The organism is Promicromonospora iranensis, from assembly GCF_028994775.1.
In the GTDB taxonomy this organism is placed as follows: domain Bacteria; phylum Actinomycetota; class Actinomycetes; order Actinomycetales; family Cellulomonadaceae; genus Promicromonospora; species Promicromonospora iranensis_A.
Genome location: NZ_JAJQMN010000023.1, coordinates 1 through 17,655, shown reverse-complemented (window position 1 = coordinate 17,655; position 17,655 = coordinate 1). Strand labels below are relative to the sequence as shown.

The window sequence follows — 17,655 nt, the reverse complement described above, 5'->3', positions numbered from 1 at the left end:
AGCGCGCACGCCGCGGCGACGAGCGACAGCAGCGCGATCAGCCGGGTGTCGAGGCCGCGGCGCACCACCGTCGCCGCGAGCCCGAAGAGGACGGTGACGCCGGTGGCGGCCAGCAGGTCGTTGTACGCGTTGCCGCCGACGTGGGCGGCGGCGGGCATGGCCCCGGCGAGGAACGCGGCGAGCACGGGGAGCGTGCTGCCCGGCCGGCTCAGGCGCCGGGCGCTCCATCCGACCGCGAGCACGAAGACGCCGCTGAGCAGCACGTTCACGCCGCGCGCGGCATAGACGGCGGCCACGGGGTGCCCGGCGTCGGCGAGCGGGCCCACGAGCGGGGCGATCAGCAGGTAGTACAGCGGCGGATGCTGGGCCGTCCACTGCACCGGGGCGAGCCAGGCGCCGTCGGGCCGCAGCTCGAGGCCGTCCTCGAAGACCGGCAGCTCGCCGTGCCACACCTGGTACGCGTAGTCGACGTGCGGCGGCTCGTCGCCGGTCGCGTACGGGGCGTCCGCGAGGGCGACCACCAGGGCGAGGAGCATCCCGGTGAGCACCGCGCAGCCGAGCGCCAGGTGTTCGGCCCGGCCACGGGCCAGCTGCTCGGACCGCGACCGGATGCGCGTGGCGGTCCGGACGAGCGCGCGGATCATGCGGCGGCCAGCGGTTCGGCGTCGGCGCTGGCGGAGCGCCCGGGCCGCCGTTCGCCGACAGCGCTCCGCGTGAGCGAGAGCGCGACGGCTGCGGCGAGCGCCACACCTGCGACCAGCACCGCGACCGGCACGGCGCTCGGGAACGCGTACCAGTGGCCGACGGCGGCCAGGGCGTCGGCGAACGCACCCGGCCCGGCGTCGTACGGCATCCAGTACAGGCGCCAGACGTCATGCTGGTACGCCAGGTGCATGCCGCAGGCGAGCACCAGCAGGGCCGCCGGCACCACGCGGCGCCGTCCGGGGCGCAGCACCGCCGCGCCGGCGAGCGCGACGACCATCAGCCCCACCAGGCCGGTGTACAGGTACCGGCCCTGCTGCGCGGCGCCGAGGTCGTGGAACGCCGCGAACTGCTCCCACGAGCCGCGGGCGACGATCCCGGCGAGGGCGGGCACCGGGAACAGCAGCACGAGCGCGTCGAGCCGGGGCACCGGTCGGCGCACCAGTGCGGTGACCAGGCCGGCCAGGACCACGACGAGCGCCACGCGGGCCATCCACCACGAGGCGTCGTGCTCACGGGTGGCGGCGTGGTCCTGCACGAAGAAGAGCGTGACCATGCGTTCCGTGAACCGACCGAGCCAGGCGAGACCGCCGTCGGCCCAGCCGTGGACGGGGGTGAGGTCAGGGGGCGTGGCGTGTGTGCCGTGCGGCTGGAGCATGCCGTGCACCACGACGTTGCGCACCCACCAGGCGATGCCGGGAAGGGTGAGGGTGGCGGCCACCAGCAGCGCCACCACCGCGGTCCGGAGGCGGTCGCGGTGCCGGTAGGCGACGACGGCGTAGGCCAGCAGGATCCACGGGGGGAACATCAGCGCGAAGCCCTTGGTCAGCAGGGCGAGCATCGTGACGAGCCCCAGCAGGGCGGCCGTGCGGCGGCTCAGGTCGCCGGTGAGGACCCGGATCACCAGCAGCGTGGCGCACGCCCCGAGGATCACGAGGAGGTTGTCGTTGTTGACCGCCGACTCCAGGTGCGTCAGCTCGGGGATCGCGAGCGGGACCAGCGCGGCGGCGACCGGGAGCGGTTCGGGGAGCCGCAGGCGCCGTGCGGCGGCGAACAGCAGCAGGGGCAGCGGCAGGGCGAGCAGCGCGTTCCACCAGCGCAGGAGCAGCCACACCTGGTCCAGCGGCGCGTCCTGCCAGTCGGGCACCAGGCTCACGACGCCCGCCCCGAGCAGGTAGTACAGCGGCGGGTGCTGCACCAGCTGGTTGAACACCGGCGCGACGCTGCCGTCGGGCGCCTCGGCCGTCAGCGTCGCGGTGCCGCCGGCGTCCAGGTACGAGGGCCGCTCGCCGCGCGGCGGCACGTCGTCCCGGTCGGCAAGGTGCAGCGGCCCGTCGAGGCTGTCGGCCTCGACGAAGCCGCCCGCCGTCACGCCCTGTGTCACGTAGGTGGTGCCGGGGCCGGGCCACGGCCAGGCGTCGCCCTGCCGCACCTGGAGGACGAGGTCCACGTGCTGGCGTTCGTCGGGCGAACGGAGATGGGGGAAGACGGCGGTCTGGCCGAGCATCACCGCCAGGTGCAGGAGCACGATCAGCCACACGACGACCGGAACCGCGCGAGGTCGGGTCACGCGAGCAGGGTATCCACGCCGAACTGGACGATCCGGGCACCGGCGATAACGGCCGGATAACAGTCGCTACATGGCACGCGATGTTCATGTCTCGGCCACCTTTCGTGCTTACGGTGGCGACGCCACTACCGCTTGCCGTAACCGCTTGCCGCATCCCCTGACCGCAACTGCGTGCCGAAAGCCTGCTACCGAAAGCACAGGGCCATGAAGCTGTTCGTGCAGATCCCCTGCTTGAACGAGGAAGAAACCCTTCCTCTGGTGCTTGCCACGATTCCCCGCAGTATTCCGGGTATCGACGAGATAGAGATCCTGGTCGTCGACGACGGGTCCACGGACGGCACGGTCGAGGTGGCGCGCCGCCTCGGGGTGCGGCACTTCGTCCACCACACCCGCAACATGGGGCTGGCCAGGTCGTTCCGCGACGGCGTCGACTACGCGCTCCGGCACGGCGCGGACATCGTGGTGAACACCGACGGCGACAACCAGTACCCGCAGGAACGGATCGGCGACCTCGTGATGCCCGTGGTGCTGGGCGACGCCGACATTGTGATCGCCGACCGGCAGACCGGCACCATCGAGCATTTCTCCCCGCTGAAGAAGGCGCTGCAGAAGATAGGCAGCAATGTCGTCAACTTTGCCGCGGGTACAGATCTGCCCGACGCCGCGAGCGGCTTTCGTGCGTATTCACGCGGGGCGTTGATGCGGCTCAACGTCGTCACGCAGTTCAGCTATTGCATGGAGACGATCATCCAGGCCGGCCACAAGCGCCTGCGGATCCAGAGCCTGCCCGTCACGACCAACCCGAAGACCCGGGAGTCGCGGCTCTTCACGAGCATGGGGCAGCACATCATCAAGTCGGGCCAGGCGATCAGCCGGTCCTACGTGATGTACAAGCCGCACGCCGTGTTCATCACGCTCGGCCTGGCCTTCACGCTCGGTGCCGCGATCCCGTTCGGCAGGTACGCGGTGCTCCTCGCCACCGGGACGGGCGGGCAGCACCTCCAGTCCATCGTGCTCGGCGCGACCTCCCTCGTGGGCGCCCTGCTCAGCTTCGCCCTGCTCGTCCTCGCCGACCTTCAGCGCACCAACCGGGTGCTGCTCGAGGAGACGCTGGAGCGCCTCAAAGACGTCCAGTACGGCACGACGGCGGCGCCGGCCGGATCCGCGGCCACGGAGAACCGGAGATCGTCGGGCGGGAACGAGCCGGGCCCGGTCGATCGGGCCGGGCCGCTCGGCCAGGGCCGGTCGACGGGCTCCGCCGACCTCCCGGCGGCCGTGTAGTGATCGCTCTCGGAACCTACGACGCGGCACGCCACCCCCGCATCGCCGTCCTGATCGCCGGGCTGCGTGCCCACGGCGTGAAGGTCACCGAGCTGAACCGGCCCCTCGGCTTCTCCACCGCCGAGCGGGTGCGTCTGCTCCAGCAGCCCTGGCGCCTGCCCGCCCTCCTGCTCCGTCTGCTGCGGTGCTGGGCGGGCCTGGTCGGCGACGCCGTGCGGCAGCGGCGGGCGGAAGGCCGCCCGGGTGCCGTGCTCGTCGGCTACCTGGGGCACTTCGACGTGATCCTCGCGCGGTTGCTGTACCCGCGCTCGGTCGTCGTGCTCGACCATCTCGTCTTCGCCGGGGACACCGCCACCGACCGTGGGGCCGCCGGCCTGCGGGTGCGGTTGCTGAGCGGGCTGGACCGGCTGGCCGTCGCGTGCGCCGACCTGGTCGTGACCGACACCGAGGAGCACCGCCAGATGCTCCCCGAGCCGGACAAGGGCGTGGTCGTGCTGGTCGGCGCGCCGGACGCCTGGCGCGCGACAAGCTCCCCGTCGGCCGAGACCCGCGAGGCTCCCACGCTGTCCGTCGTCTTCTTCGGGCTGTACACCCCGCTCCAGGGCGCGCCGGTCATCGCCGAGGCGGTGCGGGACGCCGTCGCCGCGGGCGCCGCGCTGCGCGTGACGATGGTCGGCACAGGCCAGGAGCTACCCCGGGTACGCGAGATCCTCGCGGGGACACCGGGGGTCACCTGGCACGACTGGGTGGAGCCCGACCTGCTGCCCGGTCTCGTCGCGGACCACCAGGTCTGCCTCGGTATCTTCAGCGACACCCCGAAGGGCCTGCGGGTCGTGCCCAACAAGGTGTACCAAGGGCTCGCGGCGGGCTGCGTGGTGGTCACGTCGGACACACCACCGCAGCGGCGGGCGGTGGGGGAGAACGTCGAGCTGGTCCCGGCGGCCGACCCCCGGGCGCTGGCGGACGCGCTCGTCGGGCTCTGCGCACCCGCGGCCCTGGCCGCCGCCCGGGTGCGCGCCGCGCAGGGACGGGACCGGATCCGGCCGCAGGCCGTCACCGAGCCGCTGGTCGCCGAGCTGCACCGCCGGGGTGCACTGTGACGGAGAGCCGCGCGGGCACGACACCGGCGCCCGTGGGCCGCCCGGCCGGCCGTTCGGGCGTCCGGGGAGTCGTCCGCCCGGCGGTCCGGGGCGCGCTCGCCGTCCTGCGCTCGCCGTGGGTGCGGTGGGGCTTCCTGACCGTCGCCCTGGGCCTGGCGGTCTGGTACGTGCTGGGCAACCGGGAGCCCTTGGCCCGTGCGGCGCGGGACTTGTCCGGGACCGAGATGGCCCTGGTCGTGGTCCTCGGCGCCCTGTACGTGTGGTGCACGCTGCTGGCCTGGCGCGCGGTCCTCGCGGACCTGGGCTCGCCCCTGTCGTTGCGGAGCGCCGTCGCGGTGTTCGGCATCAGCCAGCTCGGCAAGTACGTACCGGGCGGCGTGTGGAACGTCGTGGCCGCCGCGGAGGTCGGAGCGGGGCACCGCGTGCCGCGCGGCCGATCGGCGGCGTCGATGCTGGTGGCCGTCGCCGTGTCGGTGGCGTCGGGCGCGGCCGTGGGCGCGGTGGCGCTGCCGTTCGTGTCCGGCGGTGCGCTGGGTAGGTGGTCCTGGGTGGTGTGGGCGGCGCCCGTGGTCGTGGTGGTGCTCGTGCCGCCCGTGCTCAACCGGATGATCGGGTCGGTCCTCCGCCGCACCGGGCGCGGTGCGCTCGAGCACCCGATGACCTGGGGCGGCCTGGGCCGCGCGGTCTGCTGGTCGGTGGCCGGATGGCTCGTCGCCGGGCTGCAGCTCTGGGTGCTCTGCACCGGGCTGGGCCTGCCACCCACCCTGCGGACCTTCGCCCTCGCCGCCGGTGGCTGGGCTCTCGCCTGGACTGCCGGGTTCCTGTTCGTCGTCGCGCCCGCCGGCGCGGGAGTGCGGGAGCTGGTGCTCGCCGCGGTCCTCGCGGGCGCGCTGCCGGCTCCCGCGGCGGCGCTCGCGGTGCTCGTCAGCAGGGTCGTCCTGACCGTGATCGACCTGGCGTTCGCGGGTGCCGGGCTGTTCCTGGCCCGCGGCGCGCGGAGCGCCGGCGTCGAACCCCCGCCGTTACGCCCGTGACCACCCGGCGTGTTCGCCGCGTTGTGCCCGGTCAGGGCGTAGTCTCGGCGCGTGAGATCGGTGAGACAGTGTTCGCGCTCGGCCTGTACCAACGCGGCCGTAGCGACGCTCACGTATGTGTACGCGGACTCGACAGCGGTACTGGGTCCGCTTGCGCACCTGGCCGAGCCCCACAGCTACGACCTGTGCGCGGAGCACGCTGAGCGGCTGACCGCGCCGCGCGGGTGGGAGGTGGTCCGCCTGATGCCCGAGTTCGAGGACGCCGGGCCCAGCCCTGACGACCTGTCCGCCCTCGCCGACGCCGTGCGCGAGGCGGGAAAGGTGCGCCGGCCGGCCGAGCCGCCGACGGTCACGGAGACCGCGCGCCGTGGACACCTCCGTGTCCTGCGCGCCGACGACGACTCCTCGGCCTGACGCCCGCCCAACTCGTTGAGTGCTGGGTATTTGCGCTCTCGAAACGGTTCGAGTGCACAAATACCCAGCACTCAACGGGTGGGGGTGAGGCGGTTATGGGACCCAGGCGCAGACCGCGTGACCCGCGCCCGAGAGGACCAGGTTGCCCGCGTCGTGGGGCACGAAGACCGACTCGCCCTGGACGAGGCGCTGCGGCCCGTCCTCCGAGCGGTCCGCTTCGAGCTTGAGGTCGCCCGCCAGGCACAGCAGGATCCGCGGGCCAGTGGCGGGCAGCGTGACCGGCTCGGCGGGGTCGACGTCGGCGGTCGTCAGGGCGAACTCCGTGACCGGTACGCGGTAGGTGTGCACCTGCCCACGGCTGCCCGCCGTCGTCATCTCCGGGATGGACGGCTGCTGCGGGGCGAACACGGTGCAGGCGACGAGGTTCTCCTCGTCCACGAGCTTGGTGGTGAGCCCGGCGCGCAGCACGTTGTCGGAGCTGGCCATGATCTCGATGCCCAGCCCGGACAGATAGGCGTGCACGACGCCGGCGGGCGTGAACGCGGCCTCGCCCGGCTCGAGCGAGAACCGGTTGAGCATGAGGGAGGCGATGGCGCCGGGGTCGCCCGGGTGCTGCTCGGCGAGGTCGACCACCGTGCGGTCGGCGCGCTCGAACGGCGAGCCGGCGGCCAGGCGGGCCCGGACGGAGTCAAGGGTGATCTGGATGTCGGCGGCGCAGGCATCGGAGCCGCGTGCCGACAGCAGGTGGTTGAAAGCGTCGCGCATGCCGTCGTGGCTGCGGTCGCGCAGCAGCGCGGCGCGGACGCCCTCGACGAGGTCGCCCGGCAGGCCGTCCAGCACGTCGAGGATGATGCGCGGCGTGCGGAAACCCGCGAGCCCCTCGAACTGCGACAGCGCGACGATCATCTCGGGCTTGTGCTGGTCGTCCTTGAAGGACCGCTTCGGCGACGACAGCGGCACGCCCGCCTTGTTCTCGCGCGCGAAGCCCTCCCTGGCCTGCCGCGGCGACGGGTGGACCTGGAGCGAGAGCGCCTTGCCCGCTGCCAGGATCTTCAGCAGGTAGGGGAGGCGCGGGCCGAACTGCTCCGCCACGCGGTGGCCGAGCGTCTGCACGGGTGCTTCGCGCACCAGGCGGTCGAGCGCGACATCCTCGTCCTGGATCACGCTGACCGACGGCGCGCTGGTGTGCGCGCCGAGCCACAGCTCGGCCTGCGGTCCACCGTCCGGGTCGGCGCCGAGGAGGTTCGGGATCGCTTCGACGGACCCCCAGTCGTACCGCTGGATCGTGTTGGTCAGTGGCAGGGGCGCGTGAAACTGGGCTACGGCAAGCACCGCGCCAGAATAGCCCGCCACTGGTCAGGAGATGTGAGAGCAGTTTGTCGGAGCAGGAGGGAGGGGTGAAGTGCGGGGGCCCGGACGAGACCCGGGCCCGCCACTCGACCTCCCGGGCCGCCGATCCGCGTACGCTGGCGACGTGGCTCTCGACCTCAGCAGAATCATCAAGGCATACGACGTACGGGGACTGGTGCCCACGGAGCTCTCGCGGGAGGTGGCACGTGCGATCGGGGCGGCCTTCGCCGCGGCGGTGGTGCTGCCGGACGCGGGTGCTGATGCCCGGCCCGGCGTCGTGGTCGGCCGGGACATGCGGGAATCGGGTCCTGAGCTGGTGGACGCGTTCGCGGAGGGTCTGACCGCGGCGGGGGTGGATGTGACGCTGATCGGGTTGTGCTCGACCGACGGCCTGTACTTCGCGTCGGGGCAGATGGATCTGCCGGGGGCGATGTTCACCGCGAGTCACAACCCGGCGGAGTACAACGGGATCAAGCTGTGCCGGTCGGGTGCGCGTCCGGTGGGGCAGGAGACCGGCCTGGCGCAGGTCCGCGAGCTGGCGCAGGGCTACCTCGAGCACGGGATCCCGGACCCGGCGGGTGACGCCGGCCAGGTCGTCGAGCGGGACCTGCTCGCGGACTACGCGGGCTTCCTGCGGTCGCTGGTGGACCTCTCCGGGGCTCGGCCGCTGAAGGTGGTCGTGGATGCGGGCAACGGTATGGCCGGTCTGACGGTCCCGGCGGTCCTGGGGGACGCGGCGGGCCTGCCCGGCCTGCCGCTGGAGCTGGTGCCGCTGTACTTCGAGCTGGACGGTTCGTTCCCGAACCATGAGGCGAACCCGTTGGAGCCGGCCAACCTGATCGATCTGCAGGCGGCCGTGGTGGCGAACGAGGCCGACCTGGGTCTCGCGTTCGACGGGGACGCGGACCGGTGCTTCGTGGTGGACGAGCGTGGTGGTGCGGTCTCGCCGTCGGCCGTGACGGCACTGGTGGGGTTGGCGGAGGTGACCAAGGAACTGGCCGCGGGTCGTGCTCCGACGGTGATCCACAACCTGATCACGTCGCGTGCGGTGCCGGACCTGTTGTCCGCTGCGGGTGCGTCGGTGGTGCGGACCCGGGTGGGGCACTCGTTCATCAAGGCGCAGATGGCGCAGCATGGTGCGGTGTTCGGTGGGGAGCACAGCGCGCACTACTACTTCCGGGACTTCTGGTTCGCGGATACCGGGATGCTGGCCGCGCTGCACGTCCTGGCGGCGTTGAGCTCGCAGGACCGCACGATGTCGGAGCTGGCGGAGATGTTCGAGCCGTACTCGGGTTCCGGGGAGATCAACTCCACGGTCGCGGACGCCGCCGCCGCGACCGAGCGGGTGCTGCACGCCTACCGGGCCGCGTACCCGGAGGTCGTCGTGGACACCCTGGACGGTGTGACGGTCTCGCACTGGGAGTCCCACCCCCAGTGGTGGTTCAACCTGCGTGCGTCCAACACCGAGCCGTTGCTACGGCTGAACGTCGAGGCCGCGGACCAGGACATCATGGAGAAGGTGCGCGACGACGTCCTGTCGCTCGTGCGCGAGCCGGCCGTCCCGACCGAGGAAGAAGAGGCATCGTGAGCACAGACAAGACCAGCACGGGCAGGACCGAGACGCTCGACCCGTGGGTCCGCGAGATCCTGCGGTGCCCGGTGACCGGTGCGACGCTGACCGACGGCGTCGGGCCCGGGGGCGAGCCGGAGCTGCACTCGACCGACCCCGACCATCCCCTCGCCTACCCGGTCCGCCACGGGATCCCGGTGCTGCTGGAGTCGGACGCGCGGCCGCTCTGACGGGTGCGGGCCGGCGCCCGGTCAGCGTGACCTGGTCAGCGTGACCGGACGGCGCCGATCCACGCCGAGGGCAGGCTCCCCGCGACGGTGTAGGGACCCACGGTCGTCCGGACCTGGTCGGCCTTCCCTCTGATGGTCGAGGTGGCGCCCCGTGCCGACGTCGCCGTCAGCGTACGGGCCTGCCCGCTCGAGTAGCGGGAGGTGACCTTGATCGACGCGACGTTGCCCAGCCCGAAGAGCTCCCGGGCCTTGGACTGGTGGAGCACCCGTGTCCACGAGGCGTACGAGTTGCCCGGGGCCTTCTTGCTGTACGGGTCGGACACGGACCGCTCGTACGGCAGCGCCGTCGACCACACGTCCTCGGAGTTCGCCGTCCGCCCACCGCTGGACGAGAAGTAGTGCGCCTCCACCGGCCGACCCTCGGAGGTGAGGACCCGTCCTCGGCGAGCCGAGGTCCACGTCGCGTCGACGGCGGACCGCCAGTACTTGCCGTACGTGGCCTCGGCCTCCTTCTCCCAGCCGGAGAACTGCTGGTCCCGCACGTCGTCGACGACATGACACCGACATCTCGGCTTCCAGTCGCGCGCCTTGAGCACCGCGTAGGAGCGGGCCACGACGGCCTGCGCGCGCAGCGCCTCCCGGCCTCCGGTCGCGCCCCAGGACGACGGCATCTCCGCGATGCCGTAGAGGTACTCGGAGGTGAGGCGCAGCTCGTTCACGATATTGGGTACCCCGCGGCTCGCGGAGATGACCATCCGGCCGTGCCGGTAGGTGCCGTGCGCGCCCCCGACCGAGACGGTCGCGGGGCGGGCGGTGGGCTTGTACTGCGGCGTGCCCGCCCATTCGAGCACCATCCGGTCGCGGCGGAGCTTGCGGCCGTCGGCCCGGACCACCACGGACCCGTCGGACGCCGTCACCGAGAGCCTGCCGGCGGGGCCGGACTCGATCTGCTTGCCCCCGGCGACCAGGCGCCACCAGCCGTGCGCGACGGTGATCCTCGTGCTGTCCCGTGTGTCTCCGTAGCCGCGGAAGCCGTAGGGGTCCGGGCCGTGCACCTGGACGCCGATCCGGACAGGCGTCGAGCGGTGGCTCGCCGAGGCGTCCGTGTAGTAGTGGCGCAGGATGCGTGTGGCAGACGCTCCTTCGCGAGCCATCTGATAGGCGCCGTACTGCGGCATCCCGATCCCGTGGCCGTAGCCCGAGCCCTTGATGGCGAAGCTTCCCGGCACGGCGGCGGACGCCGGCACCGCGTGCGCCAGCAGCAGCAGAGCGGTCATCACCGCCGCTCCGGCGGCCGTACGAAACGGCCCTGCCCGGCTCTGTCGGGCCGTGGATCCCTGAGCGGTTCGCCGTGTGGCCCGTCGTCGAACAACCATCACGTCACCTCCACCGTCCCTGCCACTGTGCCTCACCCGGCACGGCGCGGCATCTCCGGGCGGCGTGGGCACTCGCCGGCACCCCGGTGGTTCTGAGCGGCGCAGACAGGCCTTGCTGGCTACGGTCATGACATGGGGCATCCCGCGCGCCATCTCACCGCACCGGTACTCGTGGTCCTGCTCGCCCTCGGTGGGCTCGTCCTCCCGGTCGCGTCGTTGCCTGCGCCCGAGGCGACGGCCGTGTCGCCGGAGCTCGTAGAGCTGCGGCTGGCCGGGGTCGACCCCGTGGCGCGACGCGACCCGACGGCGCTGGGCGACGTGGCGCGACACGGGCACGACGCCGCGGCCCACGCGAGCCCAGGGCGCCTCGCGGCACTGAGCGCCAGGACCGGGACGATCGAGTTCCTCGTCGCGGGCGTCACCTGGAAGGCGACTGCCGGCGAGGAGGTCACCGAGGTCGCGCTGCGGGTCCGCGAGGACGGCTCCTGGGGCGACTGGCAGGCGGTGGGCTTCGACGACGCCGAGGAGGTCGGCGGGCGTGCGGGTACCGAGCCGTTCGTCTCCACGGGCGCCGACGCCGTGCAGGCGCGGGTGCGCACCGCCAGCGGCCGGACACCGGCGGGACTGCGTGTCGCCGTCATCGATCCGGGTGCCTCGGCCGCTGATGCGACGGTGGGGCAGGCCACCGGCCCAGCGGCGACCGCCACCGCGGCCACCGGCTACGAGATCCGACCCAGGACGGTCAGCCGCTCGGCGTGGGGAGCGGACGAGTCCATGTCCGAGCCGTGGCCCGAGGTGTCGGGTGACCTGCAGGCGATGTTCGTGCACCACACGGCAGGGACCAATTCGTACGGCAGGAGCCAGTCGTCCGCGATCGTCCGGGGGATCCACGCCTATCACACGAGGTCGCGAGGTTGGCCGGACATCGGGTACCAGTTTCTCGTCGACCGGTTCGGCAGAATCTTCCAGGGGCGTACCGGTGCCGTGTACGACAACCCGATCGGCGCTCAAGCAGGCGGATTCAACACCGGGACCATCGGTGTCTCGGCGATCGGCAGCTTCGACAGCGCGCGGCCGTCCTCGGCACTGATCACCGGAATGGTCAGGGTCTACGCGTGGAAGGCGTACCAGTACGGCCTCGACCCGCTGGGCACGACGGTGCTGACCGACCGGGGCACGGCCGGCGACACGTCCCGCACCTCACCGGGAGACCGGGTCCGGGTACCGCGCATCCTCCCGCACGGGCGGACCAACGCCACGGCCTGCCCCGGTCGCTACCTGAACCAGCGGCTGGCTGACATCCGCCGTGCGGTCGACGAGCGGGTCGATGCGGCACGGGCACGGTACGGGCGGCCTCGGTCGCTACCGGCCCCGGCGGTGCACCGGCCCACGTCCGCGCAGGCACCGATCCAATGGAGCGCGAAGCAGCGCTACCGCTGGGACCCGGTGCCCGGCGCTGCCCGCTATCAGATCCTCGCGCGGACCGCACGGTACTCTGCGGAGATGCCGACGCGGCCGTACTGGTACTCGGTACGTACGGTGACAGGTACGTCCGCGGTGCTCGAGAGCGATCCGGGGCGATCCACCTGGTACGCGGTCCGGGCCCTGAACAGCAGCCATCACCGGGGAACGATGCGGACGCTCGTGCGGACGTCTCGTGAGACCATTCCGGCACAGTGGTCCATCGACTCCGCGTGGCGTAAGGTCACCGACCCGGACTACCACGCGGGGCACGCCTACCGGACAGCGCGGGACGGTGCGCGGATCAAGATCAGCAACGTCCGACAGACATCGCAGGTCCGAGTGGTGGCACCCACCAGCCCCGGTTACGGTCGCCTACGAGTGATCTTCGCCGGATCGAGCGTGGGCGTCATCGACCTGTCCGGAGCTTCCTCCGACCACAGAGTCTTCACGGTCGACCTGGAGAGCAGCCGCAGCGGCGGTATCGCGCTGGAGGCGATCGGGGGCGACGAGGTACGGGTGAGCGGGATCGGCCTGGTCCGAGACTTCTGACCGGAGTGCCGAGGGCAGCGGGCCCCCCGCCTGCCGCCCCGAAAATTCAGCGGGCCCTCGTGCCCGATGAGCGAAAGGCACTTCATGCAAGGATCCGTGGCCAGCCCTCTTCCCGCGCCCGGACGCACGCGCACGGGCGAGAACCCCACGGAGCGGCGACGCTTCCTTCCGGAGGTCCAGGCGCTGCGTGCGGTCGCCGTCGCGCTGGTGGTGATCTACCACCTCGAGCCGACCATGCTCCCCGGCGGCTTCATCGGCGTCGATGTCTTCTTCGTCATCTCGGGCTTCCTGATCACCGGCCACATGCTCCGTGAGGTGGAGCAGACGGGCAGGCTCTCGCTCACCAAGTTCTGGGCCGGCCGTGCGCGACGCATCCTGCCGGCCAGCCTCGTGGCGATCGGCGTGACCGTGGTCGTGGCGACCGCGGTGGTGCCCGTCACCGACTGGGCGAACCTGCAGCGCCAGGCGCTGGCGTCGATCTTCTACGTGCAGAACTGGGTGCTCGCCGGCGACGCGGTCGACTACCTGGCCGCCGACAACGTCGCGACGCCGTTCCAGCACTTCTGGTCCCTGGCGGTCGAGGAGCAGTTCTACCTGCTCTGGCCGCTCGTGGTCGTGGGTGCCGCGCTCGCGGTGCGTCGCGTCCGGGGCAACCGGACGCGTGCCCTGCGCGCGCTCGTGCTCGTCCTGTTCGGTCTGATCGTGGCCGCCTCGTTCGCCTGGAGCGTGCTCCAGGTGAACGCCGGCGACCCCGCGGCGTACTTCGCGACCACGACCCGGCTGTGGGAGCTGGGGGTCGGTGGTCTTCTCGCGGTCGTGCTGCGGCACACCGACCGCTTCGTGGCGGCACGTTCGGTGCTGGCCCTGGCCGGGCTGGGAACGATCACGCTGGGTGCGTTCCTGCTGACGGCGGCCAGCCCGTTCCCCGGCGTCGCGGCTCTCGTGCCGGTGCTCGGAGCGGTGGCGGTCGTCGCGGCGGGTCGCACGGCTGGTCCGGGCTCGCTGACCTGGTTCGTCGACCGGCCCGGGGTGCAGTGGCTGGGCAACGTCTCGTACTCGTTGTACCTCTGGCACTTCCCGGTCATCATCTGCTTCGGGATCTGGGCGGACCGGAGGCCGAGCGCTCTGGAGTCCCTCGGACTCCTCGCGCTCTCGTTGCTCCTGGCCCAGCTCAGCTATGTCCTGGTGGAGCGACCGGTCCGCCTGGGCCGCTGGGCGAGGCCGAACGGCAGGATGCTCATCGCCGCGGCGGGGGCGATGGCGATGACGGCGGCCATCGCCGTGACCCCGACGATCCGGGCCCAGGTGATCGAGCAGGAATGGCGCCAGGAGTCGGTCGGCATCGTCGTCGGACCTGGCTCCGGCTACGGTGCCGAGGCGATCTCCGGTACCCGCGTCCCCGCCTTCGTCACACCGGATCCGGTGATCGTGCCGAACCTCAGGGACGTGCACAAGGAGCTGAGCCGGACGTACGCGGCCTGCGCCGGCGGCGCCGCATCCGACGTCACTCCCGTCTGCGAGTTCGGCGACCCGGCGGGAACCCGCACGATCGCGGTGGTGGGGGACTCGCACGTCCGGATGTTCGCCTCGCCGATCGTCAGCGCGGCGGAGGAGCGGGGCTGGCGCGTCGTCACGTACCTGCACGACTCGTGCATCTTCTCGCTCGAGCCCAGGGTGGCGCGGTTCGCCAAGCCCTGCCATGAGGCCAACGTGAAGACCCTGGCCGCGCTGCGCGCTGACGCCCCCGACATCGTGGTGACGGGGATGTACGGTGACTCCGAGTTCGCCAGCCCGTCCGACGGTGTCGACGGGCTCGTCCGGATGTGGAACGCGCTCCATGAGGCAGGCTCCCGGGTCGTGGCCCTGAAGGACGCGCCCCGCCCGCGCAGGGACGTCCTCGAGTGCGTGGCCGACCACTCGACGGTCCCGGAGGACTGTGCGGTGCCGCGCGAGGTGGCCTTCGCCGACCCGGGGCACGCGACGTTCGACGCGGCGGTCCGGTTGGCGGCCGACGTGCAGCTGCTGGACCTCACCGACCGCTTCTGCGGCCCGGAGCAGTGCATGCCGGTGGTGGGGAACGTCATGGTCTACCGGGACCACAACCACATCACCGACACCTATGCTCGCAGCCTGCGTCCGTACATCGCGGACGCGCTCTGGCCGGCTGCAGGATCCCTCGCGCAGCACGCCGGGGAGGCGGGGGATCGATGATACTTTACTTGGGCCAGCAGGCTCACTTGCCGACTGACGCGTGAGTCCGGGCACAGCCCCGAATGTGCTCCCGTGTACTCTGCCGTAGCAACTTACCTCAGGATGGAGCCTTGACGACTCTCAGTGTGATCGTGCCGGTGTATAACGCGGCCACTTTTCTACCGAATTGTCTGGCGACTATTCGAAGCAACTATCGGGACGACTTCCAGTTCATCATTATCGATGATCATTCGACGGACGCGACGCCTGAGCTCCTGGAGCAGGCCGCGGAGAAGATGCCGTGGCTCACGCTGATCCGCAATCCCGAGAACTACGGTGTCGCTCGTTCCCGGAACCTCGCGCTCGAGCAGGCAGACGGCCGGTACCTCACGTACCTGGATGCTGACGACTGGTACCAGGCGGGACATCTCGAGGAGACGCTCGACAGCCTCAAGCGGCTCGACGTCGACTTCGTCCGGACCGACCACGTGCGTGTCGACGCCATGAACCGCAGTGTGCGCCGCGCCCCTGAGGAGGTGCGCGACGTCGCGCTGGACCCGAAGACGCAGATCGGGCTGCGCGGAAGCCGCACGATGGTCGACTACCCGTACCTGTGGGCCGGGATGTACGACCGGGAGCGCATCGCTCCCGAGTTGTTCGCCTTCGACGAGTCGCTGCGCACGGCGGCCGACCGGCCGTGGTTCTGGCGGCTCCACCTGAACACGGAGCGCACGGCGGTGGTGGGCCTCAAGGGCTACTTCTACCGCAAGGACGCCAACCCGACGGCACTGACGCAGGCGGGTAACGCGAGCACGCTCCACTTCCTGGACGCCTACGCGGGCATCCGTGACCTCGCGCTGCAGACGGGCAACAGGGACTACATCGAGAAGGCGGCCTACGGCGCGAGCCGGATCGTCGCCTTCCATGTCTCGATGCGGGCGAGGCTCTCGCCGGAGCTGCAGAGCGAGCTGTTCCACCGGTCCTCGGCGTTCCTGAACTCCTTCCCCAAGGAGGCGATGAAGGCCGCGCTCACTCACTTCGACCTGCCGACGCGGATCGTGCTGAAGAAGATTATCCGGATCGAGGTTCGCTGAATGGACCAGCTGTTCATTGCACCCACGTTCATGGCAGCGGCGACGATGGCCGCCGCGATCGACTCCGGGCTCTACCGAGATACCGAGCAGCGGGTGCTGCTGGTGATCAACAACGCGAAGATTCCCGAGATCGGCCGGAGCCTGATCGAGCAGCAGGGGTTCGACTCCCTGGCCAGCCGGTTCGACCGCGTGGTGTACCTCAACGAGCTGATCTTCCCGTACCACCCGCGGGTATGGAACCCGCCGACACGCAAGATCCCGATGTGGCGGGACACCCTCCTCGAGGCCGCGGGCATCGAGGGCGAGTTCGGCATCACGCTCCAGTCGCTGCCCGTGCGGCCCTCGACGACCCTGACGAGGCTGTTCAGGGGTGCGCCCATCGACGTCGTCTCGGACGGCCTGATGAGCTACGGCCCGACCCGCAAGCCCATCCGGCCCAGCGTCGCGGAGAACCTGCGCCGCCTGCTGTACCTGGACCTCGCCGGCGGGCTGCGCCCGGTGCTGCTCAGCGAGCACGGCATCGAGAACGTCGTCGTACCCGCCGAGTCGTTCCGCGCCGTCGTCCAGGAGTACGGGAAGGTGGCGTTCGAGAACGCCTCCGTCGGTGCGATGGTCGACGAGCCCGTCGAGGCGATCATGCTGGGCCAGTATCTTGCCGCGCTCGGCCTGGTCACCGAGGAAGAGGAGGAGGAGCTGCACCGGGAGTTCCTCCGCGCCGCGGTCGCGCTCGGCTACTCCTCGATCGCGTTCAAGCCGCATCCGAGCGCTCCTCCGGCCTTCACCCACAGTCTGATCGACCTCGGTCGATCGCTCGGTGTCGAGCTCAAGGTCCTCGACGAGCCGGTCCCCGTCGAGATCCTCTACGACCGGCTCCGGCCCGCCGTGGCGATCGGCTGCTTCTCGACGGGTCTCTCCACGGCGGTCGAGACGTACGGTATGACCGGCTACACCGTGGGCGTGGACAAGGTTCTCGGACGTCTGCCCCGCTTCAAGGACAGCAACCGGATCCCGTTGGCGATCACGGACGTCCGGCTGAACCGCGTCGAGTGGGACGAGGTCGGAGCGATCTCGGTCCGGCAGCCCCCGGCGATCGACGTGCAGCTGCTCGTCGCCGAGGTCGCGCAGGCGATGCAGCCCGATCACTTCGAGGAACCGTCTCCTGAGCGCCGTGCGGCGCTCCTGGAGCAGGCGCCGTGGGCCGCGAAGTACTTCGTGGATCCGGAGCCGCCCGCGGAGGAGAAGGCCGTGGCCGTGGTCGAGCCGGTCGCGGTGCCGTACCGCGCGCGAGTCGAGCGCCGCGCCCGTCGGCTCGCCGCCCGGATGCTCCGTAGGAACCGCCGTCTGCGCAGGATCGCCGCGGTCGGCAAGGCCATCAGGTTCCAGCCGCACTGATCGGCGCCGCTCCCTGGCCGGCGCATCGGGTTGATGCGCCGCTCAGGACAGCGGCCGCTCAGGACAGAGAAGGGCTCCACCCGCGATGCGGGTGGAGCCCTTCGTCATGTCGGCAGGCCGTGACTCAGTCTCGCCCGTAGATGTCGCGGGTGTAGACCTTGTCGGCGACGTCGTCGAGGGCTTCGGTGCGGCGGTTGGCGATGATGACGTCGGAGCGGGTCTTGAACTGGTCCAGGTCGCGGACGACTTCGGAGGCGTAGAACTGGTCCTCGTCCAGGGTGGGTTCGTAGACGATGACCTCGACGCCCTTGGCCTTGATGCGCTTCATGATGCCCTGGA

At 71.3% G+C, this 17,655-nt stretch carries 13 protein-coding genes and 1 pseudogene; 10 read left to right on the top strand and 4 right to left on the bottom strand.

What is annotated here, in order from left to right:
* Positions 1-640: 640 nt before the first annotated feature.
* Positions 641-2,272, bottom strand: coding sequence for a glycosyltransferase family 39 protein (locus LUU90_RS25930; protein WP_275007200.1), 1,632 nt, complete (start codon positions 2,270-2,272; stop codon positions 641-643).
* A gap of 258 nt (positions 2,273-2,530) precedes the next feature.
* Here LUU90_RS25930 and LUU90_RS25925 point away from each other — a divergent pair, with 258 nt between their 5' ends.
* From LUU90_RS25925 to LUU90_RS25910, 4 genes are read left to right on the top strand one after another with little or no spacing between them, the layout of a single operon-like run.
* Positions 2,531-3,553: a glycosyltransferase family 2 protein gene (locus LUU90_RS25925; RefSeq protein WP_425596306.1), complete on the top strand. Its 1,023-nt coding sequence runs from the start codon at positions 2,531-2,533 to the stop codon at positions 3,551-3,553.
* The gene (locus LUU90_RS25920) at positions 3,553-4,653 is read left to right on the top strand and encodes a glycosyltransferase (RefSeq protein ID WP_275007197.1); all 1,101 of its coding nucleotides are present in this window, start codon (positions 3,553-3,555) and stop codon (positions 4,651-4,653) included. Before LUU90_RS25925 ends, LUU90_RS25920 begins: the two co-directional genes overlap by 1 nt.
* Positions 4,650-5,687, top strand: coding sequence for a lysylphosphatidylglycerol synthase domain-containing protein (locus LUU90_RS25915; RefSeq protein ID WP_275007195.1), 1,038 nt, complete (start codon positions 4,650-4,652; stop codon positions 5,685-5,687). The genes LUU90_RS25920 and LUU90_RS25915 overlap by 4 nt, the downstream gene beginning before the upstream one ends.
* A 51-nt stretch (positions 5,688-5,738) precedes the next feature.
* Complete coding sequence (locus tag LUU90_RS25910) at positions 5,739-6,101, top strand: DUF3499 domain-containing protein (RefSeq protein WP_275007194.1); 363 nt, start codon at positions 5,739-5,741, stop codon at positions 6,099-6,101.
* Positions 6,102-6,194: 93 nt separating this feature from the next.
* On the opposite strand, the gene manA is transcribed toward LUU90_RS25910, so the two are convergent.
* Positions 6,195-7,433 carry a mannose-6-phosphate isomerase, class I gene (gene manA, locus LUU90_RS25905; RefSeq protein WP_275007192.1) on the bottom strand — a complete coding sequence of 413 codons (1,239 nt, stop codon included), beginning with the start codon at positions 7,431-7,433 and terminating at the stop codon, positions 6,195-6,197.
* Between the two features lie 142 nt (positions 7,434-7,575).
* Between manA and LUU90_RS25900 the strand changes: the two genes are divergently transcribed.
* Both LUU90_RS25900 and LUU90_RS25895 read left to right on the top strand, forming a co-directional pair.
* Positions 7,576-9,039: a phosphomannomutase/phosphoglucomutase gene (locus LUU90_RS25900; protein WP_275007190.1), complete on the top strand. Its 1,464-nt coding sequence runs from the start codon at positions 7,576-7,578 to the stop codon at positions 9,037-9,039.
* Entirely contained in the window at positions 9,033-9,251 is a 219-nt protein-coding gene (locus LUU90_RS25895; protein WP_275007223.1) for a Trm112 family protein, read from the top strand. The genes LUU90_RS25900 and LUU90_RS25895 overlap by 7 nt, the downstream gene beginning before the upstream one ends.
* Positions 9,252-9,286: 35 nt before the next feature.
* Here the strand turns inward: LUU90_RS25895 and LUU90_RS26435 are convergent, their stop codons facing one another.
* Entirely contained in the window at positions 9,287-10,528 is a 1,242-nt protein-coding gene (locus tag LUU90_RS26435; RefSeq protein WP_342471260.1) for a SpoIID/LytB domain-containing protein, read from the bottom strand.
* 231 nt (positions 10,529-10,759) lie between these two features.
* Between LUU90_RS26435 and LUU90_RS25885 the strand changes: the two genes are divergently transcribed.
* The 4 genes from LUU90_RS25885 to LUU90_RS25870 all read left to right on the top strand — a co-directional run bounded on the left by LUU90_RS25885 (position 10,760) and on the right by LUU90_RS25870 (position 17,316).
* Positions 10,760-12,640 carry an N-acetylmuramoyl-L-alanine amidase gene (locus tag LUU90_RS25885; RefSeq protein WP_275007188.1) on the top strand — a complete coding sequence of 627 codons (1,881 nt, stop codon included), beginning with the start codon at positions 10,760-10,762 and terminating at the stop codon, positions 12,638-12,640.
* A gap of 96 nt (positions 12,641-12,736) precedes the next feature.
* Entirely contained in the window at positions 12,737-14,851 is a 2,115-nt protein-coding gene (locus LUU90_RS25880; RefSeq protein ID WP_275007187.1) for an acyltransferase family protein, read from the top strand.
* A gap of 110 nt (positions 14,852-14,961) precedes the next feature.
* Complete coding sequence (locus tag LUU90_RS25875; protein WP_275007186.1) at positions 14,962-15,924, top strand: glycosyltransferase; 963 nt, start codon at positions 14,962-14,964, stop codon at positions 15,922-15,924.
* A complete protein-coding gene (locus LUU90_RS25870; RefSeq protein WP_275007184.1) occupies positions 15,925-17,316 on the top strand; it encodes a polysialyltransferase family glycosyltransferase in 1,392 nt (463 codons plus the stop codon).
* 124 nt (positions 17,317-17,440) lie between these two features.
* Here the strand turns inward: LUU90_RS25870 and LUU90_RS25865 are convergent.
* Positions 17,441-17,655: pseudogene (locus LUU90_RS25865) on the bottom strand (UDP-glucose 6-dehydrogenase); the annotation flags it as partial.